Source organism: Thalassospira sp. CA1 (genome assembly GCF_059052855.1).
In genome coordinates, this window is the sequence record NZ_JBZCIA010000010.1 from 63,701 (window position 1) to 86,478 (window position 22,778).

The 22,778-nt window shown below is 56.1% G+C and carries 23 protein-coding genes; 11 read left to right on the top strand and 12 right to left on the bottom strand.

The window, feature by feature from the left end; translation table 11 throughout:
• Positions 1–92 precede the first annotated feature (92 nt).
• The 3 genes from AC5Q5A_RS15930 (at position 93) to AC5Q5A_RS15940 (ending at position 1,785) form a co-directional block, all read left to right on the top strand.
• The gene (locus tag AC5Q5A_RS15930) at positions 93–710 is read left to right on the top strand and encodes a TetR/AcrR family transcriptional regulator (protein ID WP_287445154.1); all 618 of its coding nucleotides are present in this window, start codon (positions 93–95) and stop codon (positions 708–710) included.
• A gap of 40 nt (positions 711–750) precedes the next feature.
• A complete protein-coding gene (locus tag AC5Q5A_RS15935; protein ID WP_493895873.1) occupies positions 751–1,227 on the top strand; it encodes a DUF2269 family protein in 477 nt (158 codons plus the stop codon).
• 129 nt (positions 1,228–1,356) lie between these two features.
• The gene (locus tag AC5Q5A_RS15940) at positions 1,357–1,785 is read left to right on the top strand and encodes a GlcG/HbpS family heme-binding protein (RefSeq protein WP_008891292.1); all 429 of its coding nucleotides are present in this window, start codon (positions 1,357–1,359) and stop codon (positions 1,783–1,785) included.
• Positions 1,786–1,819: 34 nt separating this feature from the next.
• Here the strand turns inward: AC5Q5A_RS15940 and AC5Q5A_RS15945 are convergent, their stop codons facing one another.
• Entirely contained in the window at positions 1,820–2,560 is a 741-nt protein-coding gene (locus AC5Q5A_RS15945) for a TlyA family RNA methyltransferase (RefSeq protein ID WP_493895874.1), read from the bottom strand.
• A gap of 62 nt (positions 2,561–2,622) precedes the next feature.
• On the bottom strand, positions 2,623–3,300 hold the full coding sequence (locus tag AC5Q5A_RS15950) for a GntR family transcriptional regulator (RefSeq protein WP_008891290.1): 678 nt from the start codon (positions 3,298–3,300) through the stop codon (positions 2,623–2,625).
• 318 nt (positions 3,301–3,618) lie between these two features.
• On the opposite strand from AC5Q5A_RS15950, the gene dctP reads away from it, so the two are divergent.
• The 7 genes from dctP to AC5Q5A_RS15985 all read left to right on the top strand — a co-directional run bounded on the left by dctP (position 3,619) and on the right by AC5Q5A_RS15985 (position 11,474).
• A complete protein-coding gene (dctP, locus tag AC5Q5A_RS15955) occupies positions 3,619–4,626 on the top strand; it encodes a TRAP transporter substrate-binding protein DctP (protein ID WP_063087123.1) in 1,008 nt (335 codons plus the stop codon).
• A 106-nt stretch (positions 4,627–4,732) separates the two neighbouring features.
• Positions 4,733–5,422 carry a TRAP transporter small permease gene (locus AC5Q5A_RS15960; protein ID WP_008891288.1) on the top strand — a complete coding sequence of 230 codons (690 nt, stop codon included), beginning with the start codon at positions 4,733–4,735 and terminating at the stop codon, positions 5,420–5,422.
• A 12-nt stretch (positions 5,423–5,434) separates the two neighbouring features.
• Positions 5,435–6,751 (top strand): TRAP transporter large permease, encoded by a 1,317-nt coding sequence (locus AC5Q5A_RS15965; protein WP_008891287.1) that lies wholly within the window; start codon positions 5,435–5,437, stop codon positions 6,749–6,751.
• Positions 6,751–8,067, top strand: coding sequence for a malonyl-CoA decarboxylase (locus tag AC5Q5A_RS15970; protein ID WP_008891286.1), 1,317 nt, complete (start codon positions 6,751–6,753; stop codon positions 8,065–8,067). Before AC5Q5A_RS15965 ends, AC5Q5A_RS15970 begins: the two co-directional genes overlap by 1 nt.
• Positions 8,068–8,079: 12 nt before the next feature.
• Positions 8,080–9,606 (top strand): malonate--CoA ligase, encoded by a 1,527-nt coding sequence (locus AC5Q5A_RS15975; protein WP_493895875.1) that lies wholly within the window; start codon positions 8,080–8,082, stop codon positions 9,604–9,606.
• Between the two features lie 269 nt (positions 9,607–9,875).
• Entirely contained in the window at positions 9,876–10,583 is a 708-nt protein-coding gene (locus tag AC5Q5A_RS15980; protein ID WP_493895876.1) for a YkgJ family cysteine cluster protein, read from the top strand.
• Between the two features lie 102 nt (positions 10,584–10,685).
• The gene (locus tag AC5Q5A_RS15985; protein ID WP_493895877.1) at positions 10,686–11,474 is read left to right on the top strand and encodes an SDR family oxidoreductase; all 789 of its coding nucleotides are present in this window, start codon (positions 10,686–10,688) and stop codon (positions 11,472–11,474) included.
• 78 nt (positions 11,475–11,552) lie between these two features.
• Here AC5Q5A_RS15985 and dxs read toward each other — a convergent pair whose 3' ends face one another.
• From dxs to AC5Q5A_RS16015, 6 genes are all read right to left on the bottom strand, one after another.
• A complete protein-coding gene (gene dxs, locus AC5Q5A_RS15990) occupies positions 11,553–13,472 on the bottom strand; it encodes a 1-deoxy-D-xylulose-5-phosphate synthase (RefSeq protein WP_493895878.1) in 1,920 nt (639 codons plus the stop codon).
• A gap of 365 nt (positions 13,473–13,837) precedes the next feature.
• Entirely contained in the window at positions 13,838–14,806 is a 969-nt protein-coding gene (locus tag AC5Q5A_RS15995) for an alpha/beta hydrolase family protein (protein WP_493895879.1), read from the bottom strand.
• A gap of 25 nt (positions 14,807–14,831) precedes the next feature.
• On the bottom strand, positions 14,832–15,713 hold the full coding sequence (locus AC5Q5A_RS16000) for a polyprenyl synthetase family protein (RefSeq protein WP_008891280.1): 882 nt from the start codon (positions 15,711–15,713) through the stop codon (positions 14,832–14,834).
• Positions 15,714–15,737: 24 nt separating this feature from the next.
• A complete protein-coding gene (locus AC5Q5A_RS16005; protein ID WP_008891279.1) occupies positions 15,738–16,001 on the bottom strand; it encodes an exodeoxyribonuclease VII small subunit in 264 nt (87 codons plus the stop codon).
• 127 nt (positions 16,002–16,128) lie between these two features.
• The gene (locus AC5Q5A_RS16010) at positions 16,129–17,061 is read right to left on the bottom strand and encodes a histone deacetylase family protein (RefSeq protein WP_493895880.1); all 933 of its coding nucleotides are present in this window, start codon (positions 17,059–17,061) and stop codon (positions 16,129–16,131) included.
• Positions 17,062–17,368: 307 nt separating this feature from the next.
• Entirely contained in the window at positions 17,369–17,617 is a 249-nt protein-coding gene (locus AC5Q5A_RS16015; protein WP_493895881.1) for a hypothetical protein, read from the bottom strand.
• Between the two features lie 133 nt (positions 17,618–17,750).
• Between AC5Q5A_RS16015 and AC5Q5A_RS16020 the strand changes: the two genes are divergently transcribed.
• A complete protein-coding gene (locus AC5Q5A_RS16020) occupies positions 17,751–18,068 on the top strand; it encodes an ArsR/SmtB family transcription factor (RefSeq protein WP_008891276.1) in 318 nt (105 codons plus the stop codon).
• Between the two features lie 76 nt (positions 18,069–18,144).
• Here AC5Q5A_RS16020 and AC5Q5A_RS16025 read toward each other — a convergent pair whose 3' ends face one another.
• The 4 genes from AC5Q5A_RS16025 to AC5Q5A_RS16040 all read right to left on the bottom strand — a co-directional run bounded on the left by AC5Q5A_RS16025 (position 18,145) and on the right by AC5Q5A_RS16040 (position 22,684).
• The gene (locus tag AC5Q5A_RS16025; RefSeq protein WP_493895882.1) at positions 18,145–18,999 is read right to left on the bottom strand and encodes an EipB family protein; all 855 of its coding nucleotides are present in this window, start codon (positions 18,997–18,999) and stop codon (positions 18,145–18,147) included.
• Positions 18,999–19,940: an SPOR domain-containing protein gene (locus tag AC5Q5A_RS16030; protein ID WP_493895883.1), complete on the bottom strand. Its 942-nt coding sequence runs from the start codon at positions 19,938–19,940 to the stop codon at positions 18,999–19,001. The genes AC5Q5A_RS16025 and AC5Q5A_RS16030 overlap by 1 nt, the downstream gene beginning before the upstream one ends.
• A gap of 163 nt (positions 19,941–20,103) precedes the next feature.
• The gene (gene aspS / locus AC5Q5A_RS16035) at positions 20,104–21,891 is read right to left on the bottom strand and encodes an aspartate--tRNA ligase (protein WP_493895884.1); all 1,788 of its coding nucleotides are present in this window, start codon (positions 21,889–21,891) and stop codon (positions 20,104–20,106) included.
• A gap of 256 nt (positions 21,892–22,147) precedes the next feature.
• Positions 22,148–22,684 (bottom strand): SixA phosphatase family protein, encoded by a 537-nt coding sequence (locus AC5Q5A_RS16040; protein ID WP_493895885.1) that lies wholly within the window; start codon positions 22,682–22,684, stop codon positions 22,148–22,150.
• Positions 22,685–22,778: the final 94 nt, after the last annotated feature.

A 22,778-nucleotide genomic window follows, 5' to 3' on the forward strand; every position in this document is an offset into this window, starting at 1 on the left:
CGTATGAAAAAACGTGATTTTTGGTCTTGCGCACTCGTGTGTCACGCTTTAATGTTAACAAAGTTAACATAAGAAAAACGAGATACGTGCAAATGGGAAAGTATCACCACGGTGATGTCCGGAATGTCCTCCTGCAACAAGCTGAAAACATCCTGACGGACGAAGGCCCGGCTGGCTTGTCGCTGCGCCGTCTGGCGCGGCTGACCGGTGTGTCGGAAGCCGCCCCCTATCGCCATTTTGACGGCAAGGATGGCATTTTGGCGGCAGTCGCGATTGCCGCCTTTGAACGGTTCGCCGAACAACTTGAAAGTGCTGCGGAAAGTCACCCCAATCACGAAGAACGCATCATGGCGCTGGGGGCTGCCTATGTGCAGTTTGCTGTTGAAAACCCGCAGCATTTCCGTCTGATCTTTGGCCGCGAACGACCGCCACTGGATCAATATCCCGAATTGCGCGATGCCGCCGATAACGCCTTTGACGTCTTGCAACGCGCCGTCACATCAGTTGATCGCAAGGCCGAAATGACCCTGGCCGAGGCCGCCAGTGCCTATAACCGCGCCCTCGCCGCCTGGAGCCGCGCACACGGCATCGCCATGCTGGTGATTGACGGCATGATCGTACCGCCCGCTGATCAGGATCTTTCAAGTTTTGTTCTGGGCCTTCTGGCCGAAGACCTGACCATGCCGGTCAACTCCACTAAAGCCCCTTAACCCATAACGGGCAGCCGCCTGTTACCAACCGGAAAATCAGATGGAATACGCAACCGTCAAACTCATACACGTCATTGGCGCCATCCTGTTTTTGGGCAACATCATCGTATCCGCCGTCTGGAAAATACAGGCAGACCGCACCAACAACCCGGTCGTTATCGCCTTTGCCTGTCGACTGATCAACGTCACCGACCTTGCCTTTACGGCACTCGGTTCGGCCCTGATCGTGATTGGTGGTATCGGACTTTTTCATGCGACCGGCATCGCGCTTTCAGACGCCCCCTATCTGATCTATGGCATTGGCCTGTTTGGCATGGCAGCGATGCTGTGGTTGGTGGGCTTGCTCCCGCTTCAGATCTATATGTCAAAGATCGCGGCCAGGACCGTCGCAAACGGCGAAACCGAAATGCCCGCAAGCTATGAGAAATGCCGCAGGCTGTGGAACATGGTCGGGCGGATTGCCATCCTGTTTCCGCTGGGCGCACTTTACCTGATGATCATGCGCCCCGACTTCTAAGTGGCGGGCGCAACATGCTGCGCCTTCCACCATACGGAAAGCCGTTTTATCTGATTGATCGACTTTTGGCGCAGGCCCTAAGATGCCGCAAGTTAATTGCATCAAAGAAAACGTCCCGGGAGAAGTCCAATGCTGACCATCAAACGCCTGTCCATTGAGGATGCCTATATCCTGATCGAAGGCGCACGCAACCGCGCCAACGAAATCGGGGTTCCGATGTGCATCGCGATTACCGACGAATCCGGTGTGCTGATCGCATTTGAACGCATGGATGGCGGCAAGGTCACCAGCACCACCATCGCCCAGGACAAATCCTTTACCGCATCGGGTGCGCGCAAGGGCACGCATGAATATGCCGCCGCTGCCCAGCCGGGCAAACCGGCCTATGGCATCGATTCCGAAATTGGCGGTCGCCTGTCGATTGTCGCGGGCGGCCTGCCAGTGTTCGTTGATGGCGAATGCGTCGGTGGTATCGGCGTCAGTTCCGGCACCCCGCCGCAAGATCAGGACTGCGCACAGGCCGGCATTGATTTCTTCATGAAGAAAATCGGCAAGTAATCTGATGAGGACGGGTGGAAATCGGGCCTGTTGATCAGGCTGCTTTCCGCCCGCAAATCAGGAATTCAACATTCCCTTCGGGACCAGTGATCGGGCTTTTGGTGATGCCCAGCACTTCCCAGCCCGGAAGATTGGCAAGCCAGTCGGAAATCGTATCGCAGACTTCCTGATGCAATTCAGGTTCGCGCACGACACCCTTTTTGCCAACCCGTTCCTTGCCGACTTCAAATTGCGGCTTGATCAACGCGATCAGATACCCGCCATCCTTTACCCGTTCCATACTGGCCGGAAGCACGGTACGAAGGCCAATAAAGCTGGCATCGCAAACGACAATATCAATGGCGTCGGGGACCTGTTCTTCGGTCAGGTGGCGCGCATTGGTCTTTTCCATGACCACAACGCGGTCATCATTGCGCAGCTTCCAATCAAGCTGCCCCTGCCCGACATCAACGGCATAAACCTTGGCCGCCCCGTTCTGAAGCAGAACATCGGTAAAGCCGCCGGTGGATGCGCCGACATCGACCGCGATAAAATCGGTCACGTCGATCTCGAACTCGGCCAACCCTTTTTCAAGCTTGAGCCCGCCACGTGACACCCACGGATGGGGCTGCCCGCGCAGCGTAATGGAAATGTCTTCCTTGCACGGCATGCCCGGCTTATCAAGCCGTTGCTCGCCGCTAAAGACATTGCCTGCCATGATGAAAGCCTGCGCCTTGGACCGGCTTTCCACCAGTCCACGTTCCACAAGCAACTGATCCAAACGTTTCTTTGCCATGAGCGCGTTTTAACGCACCCGCCCAAAAAGGTCACGCATTTGGTGTCGCTTTTAAACCGGAATTAGCTGGCCAGCGGTTCGAGGTATCCGCGCGGCACAATCGCCAGCAGATCATTAAGCGACTCACCCTGAACCGCCACATGCTGCTGCATCAGTTTGCCGGCCGTCTCGGCCTCGCCATTGGAAATGGCACTCAGGATATCGGCATGTTCGTTGTTGGATTTCTTCACACGCCCCGGACGGTGCAATTGCAGACGACGATAAGGTGCAAGTCGGTTGCGCACATTCTTGGTCTGACGTTCAAGGAAACTGTTGCGGCATCCGGCATAGATCGCCTCGTGGAAGCGAACATTGGCCTCGTAATAGGCGTCCGCATCGGCATGATCCTTAAGCCCGTTGCACTCTTCGGACAGCGCAATCAGGTTTTCGATATCCACCCGCGGCATGCGTCGTGCCGCAAGCCTCGCACACATGGCTTCAAGTTCTGCCATGACTTCGAACATTTCAATCAGTTCGGCAACCGTGATCGAGGCAACAATGGTGCCGCGGCGTGGCATGGTCGCAACCAGTCCCGAACCGGCAAGTGTCTGAAGCGCCTCACGCACAGGCGTGCGTGAAACACCGAACCGTTCGCTTAAAGAACGCTCGTCAAGTTTGTCGCCAGGCTTGAGCACACCGGTCACGATATCGCGTTCAAGTTTCTGGACCAGATCGGTGGCAAGCTTTCCGTTTTGCGACATGTGGGACCTCGTTTTTCGTCACTTACTGGTATACCAGAACACATATTCTGGTACCAATCAAAGCCTTTTCGATGCTGCTTTGCGATGATTTCCTGCTGCATCGCAAAAGTTCAGGCGCGGTTTTCCTAAATCCCCCGGCAAATACTAGGGCGCGGATTTGTGGCACTGCAAAATGACGTTCTGGTATACAAAATTGCATAGACAGCATGCCAGAAATCTGTAACGCTTTCTTCCAATGCGAAAACCGCATCAATAATAAGACGTGCAAAAAGCCGTTAAAATGCATTCAAAACGCATGCTTCATCCGGGAGGATAAAGATGAAGATTTTCAAGAAGACTCTTACGGCGTCTGTTGCCGCCATCTCCATGTCTGTTGCTGCCTTTGGCATGTCCGCATCTGCTGGCGCCGAGACGCTCAAACTGTCTCACCAGTGGTCGACCAGCGACATCCGTCACAAGGTTGCACAGATCGTCGCCGATGAAGTCAAAGCCGCAAACGTTGATCTGGAAATCCAGATCTTCCCGTCCGGCTCCCTGTTCAAGGCAAAAGAACAGTGGACCCCGATGACACGCGGACAGCTCGACATGATCGTTTATCCGCTGGCCTATGCCGGTGGTCGCGTTCCGGCAACCAACCTGACCCTGATGCCGGCACTGGTCAAAAACCACGATCATGCCAACCGCATCAACGAATCCCCGTTCATGGCTAAAATCGAAGAACTCCTGAACGAAGATGGTGTTGTAACCGTTGCCAAGGGTTGGCTGGCCGGTGGCTTTGCCTCGACCAAGGGCTGCATCCGCAAGCCGGAAGACGTAAAAGGCCTTCAGATTCGTGCCGCCGGCAAATCGTTCGAGCAGATGCTTGAAGGTGCCGGTGCATCCATCGCCGCCATGCCGAGCTCGGAAATCTATCCGGCCATGCAGACCGGCGTTCTTGATGCCACCAACACCAGCTCCTCAAGCTTCGTTTCCTATCGTATCTACGAGCAGGTCAGCTGCTACACCCCGGCCGCAGGCAACGCACTGTGGTTCATGTATCAGCCGGTCCTGATGTCGAAGAAAAGCTACGACAACCTCAATGATGCGCAGAAAGAAGCCCTGGCTGCTGCTGCGAAAAAGGCTGAAGAATACTACACCACCGAAGGCCGCAAGCAGGACTCTGACAGCATCGACGTCTTCAAGGAAAACGGCGTTGAAATCGCCGAGTTGACCGATGAAGACTTCGCTGCCTGGCAGGCTCTGGCCAAGGAAACCTCCTACAAGAAGTTCGTTGAAGAGACCCCGAACGGTCAGGAACTTCTTGATATGGCACTTGCAGTCGAATGATCGGTTCTTGACGTGAAGTGATGGTGGTGCCGGTCCGTCCGGCACCACCCCATTCCTCAAAATACAAAAATATAGACCAATACGGTTCCGTCAGAGGAGAACGCGCGTGTCGAACGCCATGTCCCCGCACCCACTTCCGATTGATCTGCCAGACGATTTCACGCAGACACCAAGTGCGTCGCATTCCGTTAAATCAGATATGCCTCCCCCGCCTGATGTCGAGCCGATCGACCATCAAAACGCCATGGCCGCAAACCGGTCTCAGGCGCCAAAGGGCCCGCTTGATGGCGTCATCTCTGCCATCCATTTCCTATCGCGCATTTGCGGGATCGCATCGGCAAGCATGTTTGCCATTGCGATGCTGATCATCTGCCAGCTGGTCTTCATGCGCTATGTGCTCAATGAATCCACCGTCTGGCAGACCGAAGCCGTCATCTTCCTGATGATCGGCGCAACACTGGTCGGCCTGCCCTATGTTCAATTGCTGCGCGGTCACGTCAATGTTGACCTGTTCCCGATGTACCTCAAACGCGGCGCACGCATGACCCTTGCCATCCTGACCCTGTCATGTGGCATGGCGATCAGCGCACTGTTTGGCTTCTATGGTCTGGAACTGGTGATCGAGGCCTATGAAGGCGGCTGGTTGTCTGAAACCATCTGGGCCGTCGCACTCTGGAAACCTTACACCGCGCTGCCGATCGGCTTTGGCTTGCTGTTCCTGCAGTTCTTTGCCGATTTCCTGTCGCTTATCACCCGCAGATCGACACCGTTCGATATTCGCGACGACATTTCCTAAGGAGGCCGCATCATGGATCCCTTGCTTCTTGCGGCCGTTGTCGGCATCGCAACCACTCTTGTTCTTTTCTCCGGCATTCCGGTCGGTATCGGCCTGCTTCTGGTCAGTGTCGGCTTCATCATCACCTTTGATGGCACCGGATCACTACCGCTGTTGCCGGAAATCCTGTTCGGCAAACTCGAAAGTTTCGAAGTTCTCGCCATCCCGATGTTCATCCTGATGGGCGCGGTTGTTGCCTCATCAAGGGCCGGTGGTGACTTGTATTCTGTTCTTGATCGCTGGCTGACCCGTATTCCGGGCGGGCTTGTGATTTCAAACCTTGGCGCCTGCGCGATCTTTTCCGCACTGTCGGGTTCGTCCCCTGCCACCTGTGCCGCAATCGGCAAGATGGGCATCCCGGCGATGCGCGAGCGCGGCTTCCCCGATACGGTTGCGGCCGGCTCGATTGCCGCTGGCGGTACCCTGGGCATCCTGATCCCGCCAAGTGTCACCATGATTGTTTACGGCATCTCGACCGAAACCTCGATCGGGCGTCTGTTCCTTGCCGGTCTTCTGCCGGGTCTTCTGGTCACCGCCCTGTTCATGGCCTGGTCGCTCTATTCGACCTGGCGTCAGGGTAACGCCCAGGCCGCCCTTGGTGTTGTCAAATACACCTGGAAGGAAAAGTTTGAAATCCTTCCGCGTGTTCTGCCCTTCCTTGTCATCATCGGTGCGGTTCTGTTCGCCCTTTATGGCGGTGTTGCGACTCCTTCGGAAACGGCTGGCGTTGGCGCACTGTTCTGCCTGATCACCGCGATGATCGTGTATCGCATGTGGAAACCGGGTCAGCTTTGGAATGTCATGCGTGACACCACCAAGGAATCCGTGATGATCCTGCTGATCATCGGGGCTGCCGGCCTGTTTAGCTACATGCTGTCATCGCTGTTCATCACCCAGTCGATTGCACAGTGGATTTCCGCCCTTGAGGTCAACCGTTGGGTTCTGATGGGCTTCATCAACGTGTTCCTGCTGATCAGTGGCTTCTTCCTGCCGCCGGTCGCAGTCATCCTGATGAGCGCGCCGATCCTGCTGCCGGTGATCATCAATGCCGGTTTCGATCCTTACTGGTTTGCCGTGATCCTGACGATCAACATGGAAATCGGCCTGATCACCCCGCCGGTTGGTTTGAACCTGTATGTCATCAATGGCATTGCACCCGACATTCGTCTGCAGAGCATCCTTAAGGGCGCCTTCCCTTATGTGATGTGCATGATCGCGGCTATCATCATTCTGTGCTTCTTCCCGCAGATCGCCACCTGGCTTCCGGAAACCATCATCGGAGGACGCTAATGTCAGGCATGTCTGTCAAAAGCTGGCTTTCAAGCATTGCCGACCGTGGTCGTGAACTGCTTGATCTGCCACTCTCGACCCCGCAGGACCCGCTCAAGCAGCTTGGCGCCATGTGTAAGGACCTTGTTTCGCAAAAGGGCGAGGCACGTGGCACCGCGGCTGCACGCGAAGTGGTGCGGCTTTGGGAAAACCTGCCCGAAGAAGACCATCTGGCCTTCTTCCGGATGATGCAAAATGACTTTAGCGCTGATCGCGCCAAGGTCACCAAGGCCGCCGAGGCCTTTGCCAAGGACCCGTCCGAGGCAAACCTCGCCGTCCTGACCCAAACGTCCGAGCCGATCCGTCAGGAACTGCTGCGCAAGATCAACATGGCACCGGGTGGTACCCGGGCCATTGTCGATATGCGTGAAACCCTGATCGCGCTTCTCAAGAACAACCGCGACCTTGAACCGCTGAATGCCGATATGCAGCACCTGCTGACCAGCTGGTTCAACCGTGGCTTCCTTGAGTTGCGCCACATTGATTGGGATACCTCGGCGGCCATCCTTGAAAAACTGATCCGCTATGAGGCGGTCCATGAAATTCAGGGCTGGGAAGACCTGCGTCGTCGTCTGGCGACCGACCGGAAATGCTTTGCCTTCTTCCATCCGGCCATCCCCGACGATCCGCTGATCTTTGTTGAAGTCGCCCTCGTGCATGGCTTGGCCGATAGCGTTCAGGCGCTTCTGGCCCCGGAAATCGATGAAAAGGCGCCGGAAACTGCCAACACTGCGATCTTCTATTCGATCAGCAACTGTCAGGCGGGTCTTAAGGGCATTTCGTTTGGCAACTTCCTGATCAAACAGGTGGTCGAGGAACTCAAACGCGAATTCCCGCAGCTCAAACAATTCGCCACCCTGTCGCCTATTCCGGGCTTCATGGGCTGGTTGCGCACCCGCCAGAAAAGCAAGGCCGATGACGCCGAGCTTGCCGGTCAGGTGCTTGACGGGCTGAGCGAAGACGACTGGATCAACGATCCGATCAAGGTCGCCAAGCTGCAAAAGCCGACTTTGGCGCTGTGTGCCACCTATCTTGCCACCTGCAAACGCGGCAAGTCCCCGCTTGACCCCACTGCCCGCTTCCATCTGGGCAATGGTGCACAGCTTGAACGCCTGAACTGGCTTGGCGATACCTCCGAAAAGGGTCTGCGTCAGGCGGGCGGCATGATGGTGAACTACGCCTATCACCTCAATGATATCGAGAAAAACCACGAAGCACTGATGAATGACGGAAAGATCGCCACATCGAAATCCGTCGCACAGCTTGCCGGAATTTAAACAGGTATGACCATGTCAGATAATCTTCTTCAAACATTTCTGGACCGTTTTCCGGCCGACAAATCCCGCACGTTTCTGATTGAACGCGACGGCACCGAACGCAGTTTTTCGTGGCTGCTTGATCGCACCGGTCGTTATGCCGCCGTGCTGGCATCCCATGGCGTGGTCAAGGGTGACCGCGTTGCCGCACAGGTCGACAAATCATCCGATGTGATCGCGCTCTATCTGGCTTGCCTGCAACTTGGCGCCATTCATCTGCCGCTTAACACCGCCTATACCGGCGACGAGATCGCCTATTTCCTCGGTGATGCCGCACCGCGTGTCTTCGTCTGCCGTCCGGCCCATATTGATGCGGCCAAGGAACTGGGCACCAAGAATGACGTGGCGGCAGTTCTGTCGCTTGGTTCAAACGGCGATGGCAGCCTCAATGACGAAGCCGCAAACGCCACCGCCATGACCGACATCGTCGCCGCCGACAAGGATGACGTTGCCGCCATCCTGTACACATCGGGCACGACGGGCCGGTCCAAGGGCGCGATGCTGACCCACAACAATCTGGGCTCGAACGCCAAAACCCTGCATCAGGCATGGGGCTTCAAGCCGGGTGATACTCTGCTGCATGCCCTGCCGCTGTTTCATACCCACGGGCTGTTTGTTGCGATCAACATCATGCTGATGAATGGTGGCAAGGTGATCCTGCTTCCGAAATTCGATGCCGATGACGTGATTGAACGCCTGCCGCAATCAACCGTTCTGATGGGCGTTCCGACCTTCTATACCCGCCTGCTGGCGCATCCGAAATTCACCAAGGATGTGACCGCCAACATGCGTCTGTTCGTCTCGGGCTCGGCCCCGCTTCTGGCCGAAACCCATGACGCATTCTTTGAACGCACCGGTCACAAGATCCTTGAACGCTATGGCATGACCGAAACCTGCATGAACACGTCCAACCCGCTCGATGGCGAACGTCGTCCGGGTGCGGTTGGTCCGACCCTGCCGGGGATTGAGGCACGCGTTTGTGACAAGGATGGCAATGTTCTGGGGGCTGGTGAAATCGGCGTGCTTGAAGTCCGTGGCCCGAACGTTTTCAAAGGCTACTGGCAGATGCCGGAAAAAACCGCGTCCGAGTTCCGGTCTGACGGCTTCTTTATCACCGGCGATCTCGCCACCATCGGTGAAGACGGCTATGTCACCATCGTTGGCCGTGACAAGGACCTGATCATTTCCGGTGGCTTCAACGTCTATCCCAAGGAAGTCGAAGAAGTCATCGCCGAATATGACGAGGTCGATGAAGTCGCGATCTTTGGCCTGCCACATCCCGACTTCGGCGAAGCCGTTGCCGGTGTGATTGTGGCGGCCAATGGCGATCAGGCCGACCCCGAAGCCATCATCAAACGCACCCAGGACAAGCTGGCGAAATTCAAGGTGCCCAAGCGCATCTGGGTGATCAAGGAACTGCCGCGCAACACCATGGGCAAAATTCAGAAGGCCCAGCTGCGCAAACAATACGAAGACACCTTTACCTCCCCTGCAGCATAAGCGTTGCAGTCTTATACTCCCGCTGCCCGGAGCCTTTCCTGCTAACAGAAAGCTCTTTCCCGCAGCACCCATCGGGTCTCTGACCCTACCTCCCCGGCCGGATTTATCTGGCCGGTTTTTTTTGTCTGCCCCCCCAAAACCCGAACGTCACGAATTCCGCCGTTATGCAATTTTTAGGGAATAACGCCAAACAATGCTAAATTAGACAACGACCAAACAGCCAATCTGAAGGCCCGTCTTGAGTACCAGCACGAAAGTAACTGGGATTGATGACCAAGCTTGATGACGCAATAGACCGGGTTTCGCGCAACATCGCCCAGACCGGCGCCCTGACGACCGAGGCCTCGCGGCGCTACGAACAGATGTTTGCCGATTTCCGCACCGAACTGGACCACGCCCTTGATGCGGCCGATACGCTTGCCGATGCCGCCGGGGCCACCATGGCGATACTCGAACAGGCATCAAGCCTCTTGCGCCAAAGCTTCCCCAATCCGCACCCGCGCGCCTGTCGCGATCAATGCAGCGCCTGCTGCCACCTGTTTGTCAGCGTCCCACCCGGTGTGACCGACCTGATCGCCGCACACATCACGGCAACTTTCACCACGCCACAGATTGATGCCCTGAAAGATCGCCTGCGCAGTGCCGCAACCGATATCGAACAATATACAAAAACCGCGGACGTCCGGGTACGTTGCCCGTTGCTTGATGAACAGGATCGTTGCAGCATTTACGCCATCCGCCCGCTGACCTGTCGCGCCTTTACCTCGGCCAATGCCGGTCTGTGCCATGCCATGGTGTTTGGCGACAGTGCGCAACAATCAACCCGCATTGATCAGGATCCCGGCCATTACCGCCTGCATATCGCAGCAACCGAGGCGCTGCAAAATCTCGCAACCCGTCGCGGCCTTAACGGGCGTCAGGAAGGCTTCGTTCATGCGCTGCTCGATCGGCTTGAAAACGGGTCAGTATCTGCCTGATACAAACGCCTTGCAATTTCGCGCAAACAAGACCATTTCCCAAAAGTTCCTCAAGGGCTGCGCATCCGCCCGGCCTTGCCATCAAAACCAAATGGGGCAGACATGGATAACCCGTCCGCAAAATCACCGCGCGTGGCCTTTGTCACCGGTGGCGCCCAGGGCTTGGGCCTTGGCATCTCAAAGCACCTTCTGGGCCTTGGCTGGAAGGTCGCGATGTTTGATCTTGATGCCGATGCGGGCGAGGACGCGCTTGATGGCCTGACGGACGCTGAACGCGACCGCACATTGTTCCTGCAGGGCGACGTCGCCAGTGAGCCCGACATCAAACTTTGCATCCAGCAATGCGTTGACCGGTTTGGCCGCATCGATGGCCTGATCAACAATGCCGGGATTGCCAATCCCCATGTTCCCAACATCGAAGACCTTGAATGGGATCAATGGCAACGCGTGATCAATGTCAATCTGGGTGGTGCGTTTCTGGCAACCAAGCACGCCACACAGCATCTGCGCGATACCAAGGGCGCGATTGTCAATATCGCCTCCACCCGCGCCTTCCAGTCAGAGGCCAACACAGAACCCTACGCCGCGTCCAAGGGCGGCATCGTTGCCCTGACTCATGCGCTGGCCGTCAGCCTTGCGGGCGACATTCGCGTTAACGCCATCGCACCGGGCTGGATCGAAGTTGGCGACTGGCAGAAAAACGCCAACAAAACCGAACCTGACCACAGCGAAGCCGACAAGACCCAACACCCGGTTGGCCGTGTCGGCACGCCCAAAGACATCGCGCAGGCCGTCTCCTTCCTGCTGGATGGTGATAAATCCGGCTTCATGACCGGCGAAACCATCCGCATCGATGGCGGCATGACGCACAAGATGATTTACGTCGACTGACGAACTTCAGGAACGAAAAAGGCCGGTCTGTCATTTCCGACAACCGGCCTTTTGTTTATCTCGAAATCTTTGACCTGATCAGGCGCGTGCCTTGCTTTCGCTCATGCCAAGCGCGCCAAGGGCGGTCTTGACGATGGACTTGGCATCAAGCCCGGCTTTCTCGTACTGAATTTCCGGCTTGTCATGATCAATCAGCGCATCCGGCAATGCCATGGTGCGGATCTTAAGCCCGTTATCAAGCAATCCGTGTCCCGCCATATGTTGCAGGACCATCGCGCCAAAGCCGTTGATCGATCCTTCTTCGATGGTGATCAGGACTTCGTGGTTGCGCGCCAGATCGGCAATCAATTCATGATCAAGCGGCTTGGCAAAGCGTGCATCGGCAACCGTGGCAGGCAAACCCCGTGCGGCAAGGTCTTCGGCGGCAATAAGCGCCTCGGCCAGTCGCGTGCCATAGGACAGGATGGCGATCTTGCCACCTTCGCGCAGGATACGGCCCTTGCCGATTTCAAGGACTTTGCCCTCGGCCGGCATTTCAACGCCAACACCCTCGCCCCGCGGATAACGGAACGCACTGGGTCGATCATCAATCGCCCAGGCGGTCGTGGTCATATGGACAAGCTCTGCCTCATCGGCCGCCGCCATCAAAACAAAGTTCGGCAAACAGCCAAGATAGGCAATGTCATAGGCCCCGGCATGGGTCGCCCCATCCGCCCCGACCAGTCCGGCACGGTCCATGGCAAAGCGCACCGGCAGGTTCTGGATCGCGACATCATGCACGACCTGATCATAACCGCGCTGCAGGAAGGTCGAATACAGCGTGCAGAACGGCTTGTACCCTTCGCACGCCATCCCGGCGGCAAAGGTCACCGCATGCTGTTCGGCAATCCCGACGTCAAAGGCACGATCGGGGAAATGATCGGCAAAGATGTTCACACCCGTGCCCGATGGCATTGCGGCGGTAATCGCGGTAACTTTCTCGTCCTTTTCCGCAAGCTTCACCAGCGTTTCGCCATACACCTTGGTGTAGCTCGGCGCATTCGGGGTCGGCTTGGCCTGTTTGCCGGTGACAACGTCAAACTTGGCAACGCCATGATATTTGTCCGCGGCATTTTCCGCCGGGCCATAGCCCTTGCCCTTTTGCGTGACGGCATGGATCAGGATCGGGCCATCAACATCGGCATCGCGCACGTTTTTCAAAACCGGCAACAGATGATCCATGTTGTGACCATCAATCGGCCCGACATAGAAGAAGCCCATTTCTTCAAACAGCGTACCGCCCGTGACCATGCCACGGGTATATTCTTCAAGCTTGCGCGCGGCCTCTTCGATCTGACGCGGCAGATGCTTGGTCAGGCCCTTCGCCGCATTGCGCAGGCCCTGATATCCCTTGCCCGAAATCAGGCGCGACAAATAGCCCGACATCGATCCCACCGGCGGGGCAATCGACATGTCGTTGTCATTGAGGATGACAATCAAGCGCTGATCGGTGGCGGCGGCATTGTTCATCGCCTCATAGGCCATGCCCGCACTCATCGATCCGTCGCCGATCACGGCAATCACGTTCTTGCGCTTGTCATCCGATAGCTGGTTGGCCACCGCCATACCGAGGCCTGCCGAGATCGAGGTGGAGCTATGCCCCGCCCCGAACGGATCATATTCGGATTCGGATCGTTTGGTGAAACCGGACAAACCGCCACCCTGACGTATGGTGCGGATACGATCACGCCGACCGGTCAGGATTTTATGCGGATAGCATTGATGACCAACATCCCAGATCAAGCGATCATAAGGCGTATCAAACAGGTAATGGATCGCAACCGTCAGCTCGACCACACCAAGGCCAGCACCCAGATGCCCACCGGTCACCGATACCGCATCAATCACCTCGGCGCGCAATTCGTCGGCAACCTGCTTCATCTGGGCAGGCTGCAACTTGCGCAGCTCTTCGGGGGTGTTGATGGTATCCAGCAGCGGGGTCTTGGAGGTCGTGCTCATTCCGATCTCGATTTCAATTTTTTATATGGCGTTGGTTAGGGTCAGGACCCATTAATTTGGTTTGAATGGTTCACCTGATTTGTGCGGATACGCGGAGCAAAGCCGACGGAAGATATTCATCTTTCAAGGCTTTGCGACAAAGTAGTCCGTGCAAATCAGGTTAATCCGAAGGACAGACGTTATATTTGCAAACTCCTGCGTCAAACCCCTTGGCCGGGATACCAGCCCGCCCGGCAGGCCTTTCCTTGGATTTCACAAATATAACGTCTGCCATTCAAATCAAATTAATGAGTCCTGACCCTGCAACAGGGTGACTGTTATGGCGCCATGTTGCAAGCTGCGTAAAATAGCGAGGTTCGACCGAATTAGCGACCCTGAATTTCACCGGTTTTTACCTTATCGAGGAAACGGTGGATCACTTGCTCGACAGTGCGGTGAATGGTGTCGCGATCCTGACCAAAATCGCGGCATAAATAGCCAAAATTCTCTGCAATATATGGTGTGCATTTCGGCAAGAATGAATAGTGCCCGGCCCCCTTGACCTTCACAAACTTTGCCCGCCCGCGCAACAGCTTGCGAAAGTGTGCGGCGTTAACATGCTCATGCAGGATTTCATCCGTATCGGCCTCGACAAACAGCATCGGGATATCAATATCGCTCAATCCCGCATCGGTCGCTGCCACGCCAAAGGCTGGCGCAATCGCGATGATGGCCGCAATCCGGTCATCGCGCTCGGACACCACCGGCCCGCCATACACAGTGTGCAACCGATCAAGGTGATCATCGCTTGGCGCATGCTGGCAAATCACGTGATCCGTATCAGCGTTGGTTTCGCAGTAATCCTGCCAGGCCTTGGCATCAAAATCCCAACCGGCCAGCTTCAAGACCGTCGCCCCACCCGCCGAATGACCAAGGGCATAGATTTTGTCCTGGTCAATCTGCGGCCCGATTTCGTCATGCGCCAACAACAGATCAAGTGCCAGACGCATTTCCTGCGGGCGGCGCTCGATAATCGCCAATTGCCGGGCTTCGGACGCATCAAGGTAGTTGTCCCCAACATGCTGCGGGGCCGCAACGATATAACCCCGCCGTGCCAGATATTCCGCCAACCAAAACTGATTGAACCGATGCCCTTCGGACCCATGCGAAAACAGCACGATGGGAAACGGGCCATCATCGGCAAAGGCGGCCCCGCGCGCCGCACTGGACACCACGCCCATATGACGCACGGAACTTTCCGGTGCGGTCGCCGGATACCAGATCGCTAACGGAAACGGGTCCTTGTCAAACAGCCGGTCGCGAAAACCGGCTGTGTATGGCGCGTGATCGGTCATGGTGATGATCTAGGGCCACAGCCGATTAACGGCCGCGTTCAACCACAAAACGCGCCACCGCACGCAGCGGTTCGGCCTCGTCGTCAAAGCAGTTCAGATGATTAATCGCCTGATCGCACAGCATTCTCGCCTGCTCGCGGGCCTGATCAAGACCCAGCAATTTGACGAAGGTCGATTTTTCCTGATCAACATCCTTGCCGGCCGTCTTTCCGAGTTCTTCCGAACTTGCCTCGACATCAAGGATGTCATCCTTGATCTGAAACGCCAGCCCCATGTCGTGCGCATAGGACCGCAGGGCCAAGCGAATGCTTTTCGGTGCCTTGCCAAGGATTGCGCCTGCTTCGCAGGCAAAGGCAAACATCCGCCCGGTCTTAAGCAAATGCAGGTGTGTGACCTGCGCCTGATCAAAGCTCTGTCCTTCCCCGGCCAGATCGATCATTTGCCCACCGACCATGCCATACGGCCCTGCCGCACGGGCAAGGGCGCGGACAAGATCGGTGCAAACACGCGGATCAGGATGAGTGTCTTCATCGGCCAGCACTTCAAACGCCTGGGTCAGCAACGCATCACCAGCAAGGATCGCTGTCGCCTCGTCAAACTGCTTGTGGCAGCTGGGCTTGCCGCGACGCAGATCGTCGTCATCCATCGCCGGCAGGTCATCATGGATCAGTGAATAGCTGTGCACCATCTCGACCGCGGCGGCAACGCGCAGAGCAGACCGGCGCGATACCTTGAATAACCCGGCAGAGCTCAGCACCAGAAACGGGCGTAAGCGTTTGCCATCGCCCAACGTCGAATAGCGCATCGCCTGATACAGGCGCTGCTCGATCTGGCCATTGGCGCGGGGCAGGATCCCGTCAAGCGTCTCGCCCAGATCAGCAGACGCCGCACTCAGTTCGGCAATCATGTCGTAACTCACGACGGTCTCCGATTATTCAATTTCGGTCGGGGTTGCCGACGGGCGGCCATCCGCATTCAGGGTGATTTTTTCGATGCGCTCTTCAGCCGCACGCAGTTTGTCCGCGCAATGGCGTTTCAGCGCCGCACCGCGTTCATAGGACGCAATGGCGTCATCAAGCCCGACCTGCCCCTGTTCAAGCTGACGCACAAGGGTTTCAAGCTGCCCAAGCGCCTCTTCGAAACTCAGTTTCGCGATATCTTCAGGAAGTGCGGGAGATGCAGTAGCCTCGGACATGTAAGCTCCATTTCTTAGATCGGCGCGGAGTTTACGCGCAAGTCACGATCAGGGCAACCGAACAGAACGCAATTTCGTCTGACTGAAACGCTTTTGTCAGGCAACAGCAGGGTGATATCGGCTGCCCTTAATGGGCACCCATCAAGGTCCGCACATGTTGCACGGCACTGGTTGCAAGCGACGGCAAATCATAGCCCCCTTCAAGCAAGGACACCACACGTCCACCACACTGTTCCTCGGCAAGATCCATCAACTGCTTGGTCATCCAGACAAAATCATCCGCCACATAGCAAAGCCCCGCCAGCGGATCATTCTTGTGCCCGTCAAAGCCCGCCGAAATGATCAGAAGTTCCGGCTTGAACGCTGCAATACCGGGCAAGACCGTCGAATTGAATGCTTCCTGTACTTCGGCAGTGCCCGATCCGGCAATCATACCGACATTCAGGATATTGTTGGCACATCCGCGCTCGCTTTCGGCCCCGGTGCCGGGATAAAGCGGCCATTGATGGGTGGAGCAGTAAAACAGGTCCGCATCATTATAAAACAGGTCCTGCGTGCCGTTGCCGTGATGGACATCGAAATCCATCACCGCCACCCGCTTGATGCCGAATTTGTTGCGCGCATGGTGGGCCGCAATGGCGGCATTGTTAAACAGGCAAAATCCCATCGCCCGGTCATATTCGGCGTGATGTCCCGGCGGTCTGGTCGCGACAAAGGCATTCTTTTCATGCCCCTCCATCACCGCATCGACCGCAACACAGGCCCCGCCAACTGATCGCAATGCCGCCCTGCCCGACCCCGGCGACACATACGTATCACCATCAAGCGGCTCGATGCCGTGGTCGGGAATGCTTGCCATCACCTTGTCGACATAGGCCGGGTCATGCACTTTCTTGATCAGGTCGATATCGCCCAGCGGCGCTTCTTCGCGGTGAAGGAACATGAATTCCTCGGCCTCGAAAACGCGCTGGATCACGCGCAGACGATCGGCGCATTCCGGGTGTCCCGGGCCGGTATCATGTTCAATACAATCGTGATGGGTCACGAACAAAGTCGCCATTTTTCTGCGTCGCCTTCCTGAATGGTCCGATATGGTGCGGCGCCGGGACCAAGCCCGGGTCAGGGGATCGCGTTGACCGCGTCCGTTGTTTTTATCCTGCTTTGCTTGTTCTAGCGCAAAACAGGATGCTTCTCTTTGTTCTAAATCAGCACATCACCGAACGATAAGGCAAGCTCTTTGGCCTTCGATCTTCGCATCATTTGGCGCGTGTCACGTCTGCTACTAATACTTTCACAGTTTTGCCGTTTTCTCGGGTTTGTATATGCTGGTATCGATTATGTTTCAAACCGAGCAAACGGGAACATAATCAAATAAAAACAGGTCCTGTCGGAATCGGTGCAAAGGTTTCATTCGCCCGCACACCGCCCAAGGGATCACATTCGCGATCGCCAGAGAAAAATCTGGTGCATGGAAGGAAGTTCGACAGGCCGGAATCCGGCACAAACACCATCAGCCGCAGGTCAGATCCGAGTAAACACTCTCTTGACAGATTTGTAATATACTTGAGAATAAGTTTACCGATGAATTCCTGTAATTTGTTGGTGGCAGAAGTCACTATCCTTTAGGTATCATTACCGCAGTGACTTCGCGCCAGTCGGATCAGAAGCCACCCGATGGCTCCGTCTGGTGATTTGTCGAATTTTCATTGGGACAATGGCCGCTTGCGGTCAGGCTCATAAGGAAGCCAAATGGAACTTAACAACTTAGAAGAAAAGGCCGAACAGGCTAGCACCCTGTTAAAGGCCATGAGCAATCAGAGCAGACTGCTTATCCTTTGCCAACTCAACGAAGGCGAAAAGTCGGTTGGCGAACTCGAACGCATTGTCGGGCTAAGCCAGTCCGCCCTCTCGCAGCATCTTGCACGCCTGCGTCGTGACAAGCTCGTCCAGACTCGTCGCGAAGCACAGACCATCTACTATTCGCTGAATGGTAACGATGCTCTGCGCGTGATCGAGACCCTCTACGGGCTTTATTGCAACGCCTCACGCAATTCTGCTGCTGCGTAAAACACCCGGGCACTCCCCACTAAAAAAGCCTGCCTTTTTTAGGCAGGCTTTTTTACGTCTGGATTTTAAAATCTGTCTATTGCGATCCGCATTCCGGCAGCGGCAGCTTGGTGACCTTGTCAAGGGTTCCCAGAACTTCAAACTCGCCATAGTCAAATCGCATACCATGCGCGACACCGTTATCACCAAAATCAACCGCCATCTCGGTTGACGGGCCGTTTTCCGCCGCCCCGATCGGATAAAATGCCAGGTTCATGCGATGGAACGCACCGCGCGCAATCGCATCGGGATCGTTGGCGGTATTATCGGCATCCTTGCTGCCTGAAATCACCACAGCCACCCGGTTGGTCGGGGTATCGCCGCTGCCATCAAACACCAGATCATTGGCAAACCGCACCCCGTCTTTCGCACGTTTCAGCAACACCAGCGAATGCTGGGTCGGGAACATGGCATTGGCCGGAAGCTCCTCCTCGACCTCGACCGGGATTTCGTAACTGACCTTGACCATATCGTCCTTGCGGACCGCCTTGCCGACGATCTCGTCGACCTTGGTGCCATCAAGATAATCACGCATGCGGAAACGATATTCCGTGCCGTCGAAATCTTCCCACTGGGTCATGGAATAGGCCGAATTGATCGGCGTGCCTTCGCTGCCCTGAAGGATCATGATCTGCTGCATTTCCGTGACCCAACCATCGCACATCTTCTCAAAGCGATAGCCAAGCACACCGGACGCATCAACGATCGAGCTGCCCTGTTCGGCATGGCTCAGCTTGAAGTGATATTCCGCCACATGCGGCACGATGGCATCTTCGATGCCCGTCACATTACCAGCCTGCGCGGCACAGCCACCAAGACCCAAACAAAAGATCAGCGTTCCTTTAAGGGAACGCTGACGTTGCTTAATCTCTGAAAAAAATCCAGACAACATCACTCTCCGGTGGCGCCAACTCCGACAATCCAGGGATCTTTAACCCCCTTTTTGGCAGCAAGAAGGCGCAAATCATGTGCGTGTTCTGCCGAAAGCGGCCCGACCGCAACACGAAGATACGGCTTGCCCTTGACCTCGGCATTCAAAAGGCGCGGCTGGTATTCCTTATAAAGGCCCAGCGCCCTGTTGGCACGCGCTTCATCTGCAAAGCTTGCCAATACCACATAATCACCGGGCAGCGGCGCGGCAAGGTCATCCCCTGCAAGGGCCTCCCCGTCAAGTGCTGCATCCACCGGTTTGACCACCACATCATCCCCGTCACCCATAACCGCCGGATCGACCAATGCGGCAGTAACGGTTTCCTGTGGCGCGGCAATTTCGGCTGCCGGTTCATCACTGACATAACCTGCAACGGCGGCATCCGCCTCGACCTGCGGGTCGATCGGGCCAAGGTCACTGCGATCAACGGCAACGTCTTCGACTTCGATCTGATCGCGTGCAGAGGCAACCTCAACCGCATCAACCGCATCTTCAGGCGTCTTTTTCGGGGTCAGTGGCGGCAGGTTGGTGGTGACAATCGCGTTGGATTTGAGCGCCGTCGCACTCGGGCGTGACCAGTCTTCTGCCGGGGCATTCACCGCATAGATTTCCGGGCGGGCAACGCGCAGTTCCTGTTTGATCTCAGGCTCGCCCATCACGGCAAGGGCTGCGGCCTCTTCGGCCAGGATGGTTTCGTCGTCCTTGCAGATGGTCTGTTCGAGAAGCGGGCGATGCAGCGCGCAATCGCGCTCGGCAACGAAAGAAACCGCATGGTCGGTTGTGCTTTTGCCGGTCGACACATAGCTGATCAAATCACCGGCAAGCTTTGCCACCGTCAACTCAATCGGACCACCGCACGCGCCAAGCGCCAAAGGTGCCGCCACCACAAGAATTTTTCTCAACAGGCCATCCCCCGAAGGATCGAATTTGCTTTTCCTCCGCTACAGTGGCCCAATGGCGGTTAATATTAGGTAACGATTGCCAATAGATTTCCCCAAAAGAAAACGGCCCGGAAAGCTCCGGGCCGTCTGTATCTTCAGCATTTCGGGCAAGGCCCCGAACACATCAGTCTTTTTTCGCTTTCGGCGGCAGCTGCACACGCAGGTGCAATTCTTTAAGCTGCCTGTCATCGACCTCTGCCGGCGCATTCATCATCAGATCCTGTGCCTGCTGGTTCAGCGGGAAGGCAATGACTTCGCGAATGTTCGGCTCATCAGCCAGCAACATGACGATACGGTCAACACCCGGGGCCGAACCACCGTGCGGCGGTGCGCCGAATTTGAACGCGTTGATCATGCCGCCAAAGCGGTCATCGACAACGTCCTTGCCATAACCGGCAATTTCGAACGCCTTGTACATGATGTCCGGGCGATGGTTACGAATGGCACCCGATGACAGCTCGATACCGTTACAAACGATGTCATACTGCCACGCCTTGATATCAAGCGGGTTCATGTTTTCCAACGCGTCCAGACCACCTTGGGGCATCGAGAACGGGTTGTGGCTGAATTCGATCTTGCCGTCATCGTCTTCCTCATACATCGGGAAGTCAACAATCCAGCAGAACTTGAACATGCCTTCTTCGCGCAGTTCCAGCTCGTCACAAACCTTGTCACGGACCTTACCGGCGAACTTGGCCGCGGCCAGTTCCTTGTCACAGGCAAAGAACACCGCATCGCCATTGGCAACACCGGTGATTTCCTTGATCTGTGCAATACGGCCGGCATCAAGGTTCTTGGCAATCGGGCCTTTTGCTTCGCCGTCTTCACCGTAAACGATGTAACCAAGACCAGCCGCACCTTCATCACGTGCCCAGTTGTTGAGCTTGTCAAAGAAGCTGCGCGGGCGCGATGCAGCACCGGTTGCCGGGATCGCACGCACAACCGAACCTTTTTCGATGTTCGATGCAAAGATGCCAAAGCTCGATCCGCGGAACGGCTCGGTAACGTCCGAAATGATCAGCGGGTTACGCAGGTCCGGCTTGTCGGATCCATATTTCGCCATCGATTCATCAAACGGAATGCGCGGGAACGGATACGGGGTCACATCACGACCACCGCCGAACTCGACAAAGATGTCATGCAGAACCGGCTCGATTGCGGCAAACACGTCGTCCTGGGTGGCAAAGGCCATCTCGAAGTCGAGCTGGTAAAACTCACCCGGCGAACGGTCGGCACGTGCATCTTCATCGCGGAAGCACGGTGCAATCTGGAAATATTTGTCAAAGCCCGAAACCATCAGCAGCTGCTTGAACTGCTGCGGTGCCTGCGGCAGGGCATAAAACTTGCCCGGATGCATACGCGACGGCACCAGGAAGTCACGTGCGCCTTCCGGCGAACTTGCGGTCAGGATCGGCGTCTGGATTTCAAGGAAGCCCTGCGCAGTCATTTTCTGACGCATGGCCGAAATCACCTGCGAACGCAGAACGATGTTCTTGTGCACGCTCTCGCGACGCAGATCGAGATAACGGTGACGCAGGCGAACTTCCTCGCCGTATTCGACATCGCCAAACACCGGCATCGGCAGAACTTCGGCCGAAGACTGAACCTCGATGTTCGATGCATAAACTTCGATCTCGCCGGTCGGCAAGTTGGGGTTGATGGTCTCGGCGGTACGTTTGACAACCTTGCCATCGACCGTGATCACGCTTTCAGCACGCGCTTTATCAAGCGTCTCGAACAGCGGGCTCGAAATATCGATCACGACCTGGGTGATGCCGTAATGGTCGCGCAGGTCAACGAACAGAAGGTTGCCGTGGTCACGTTTACGGTGAATCCAGCCAGACAGGCGAACTTCCGCATCGGCGTCAGTCGCGCGCAGCGCATTACAGTTATGAGAGCGAAAAGGATGCATTGTCATTCCAGGTTGCTTTGTATTTTGGGCCGCAAATTTGGCCGCAAAGGTGCATGCCAGACCCGCGCTGTCAAACAAAAAACGCACCACAACATGCCCGCCAACCAGTGATTCATGGCGCTTATGTGTGATGTTCCCCTGCCCAACCGGCGCGGTATCTCAAAATTTCAGCGGTATAAAACGCGCAGACAGGCCCTTCGTCAAGTGCCAGTAACGCAGACCAGCTAACGCACACCAGCTAATGCAGATCAGCAAGTCATTCCGCGCTGATCTTGATCGCCTGAAGATCCTTGACCTTGATAAAGTCGATCAGCCGTCCGCTGCCCGGTGTGATTTCACCCCAGTGATCAACATCGAACTCGAAATGCGCAAGCCCGCAGGTCGGGTATTTGCGCGCCATGATCTCGCGGGCCTCATTATTGCCACCGCCATACAGCGACTGGGCAAAAATCTCGATCCCCGGGTTATGGCCGATGAACATCACATGCTTGGCGTCTTCATGGGTGTGATGCAGGCTTTCAAGCAACACCCGCTCGCTGGCCATATACAGATCTTCGTTATAGATCACATCGGCATCGGTTGCGAAATCCCGCCCCAACAGACCAAGTGTCTGCACCGCGCGTGCCGCCGTCGAACACCAGATCAGGTCCGGCACCAGTTCATGCTGACGCAGATAGCGGCCCATAAAGGGCGCTGCCTTTTCACCACGACGGTTCAGTTCGCGGTCATGGTCGGCCCGACCCGGATCCGCCCAGCTTGATTTGGCATGCCGAAGCAACAACAGCGTTTTCATGTCTTCGTGTCTTAAGCAGTCGCGAACGATGATCAAACGGTGTTCTTCCATGCCATATCACACGCCGTGACGCCATTATAAAAACTGACACATA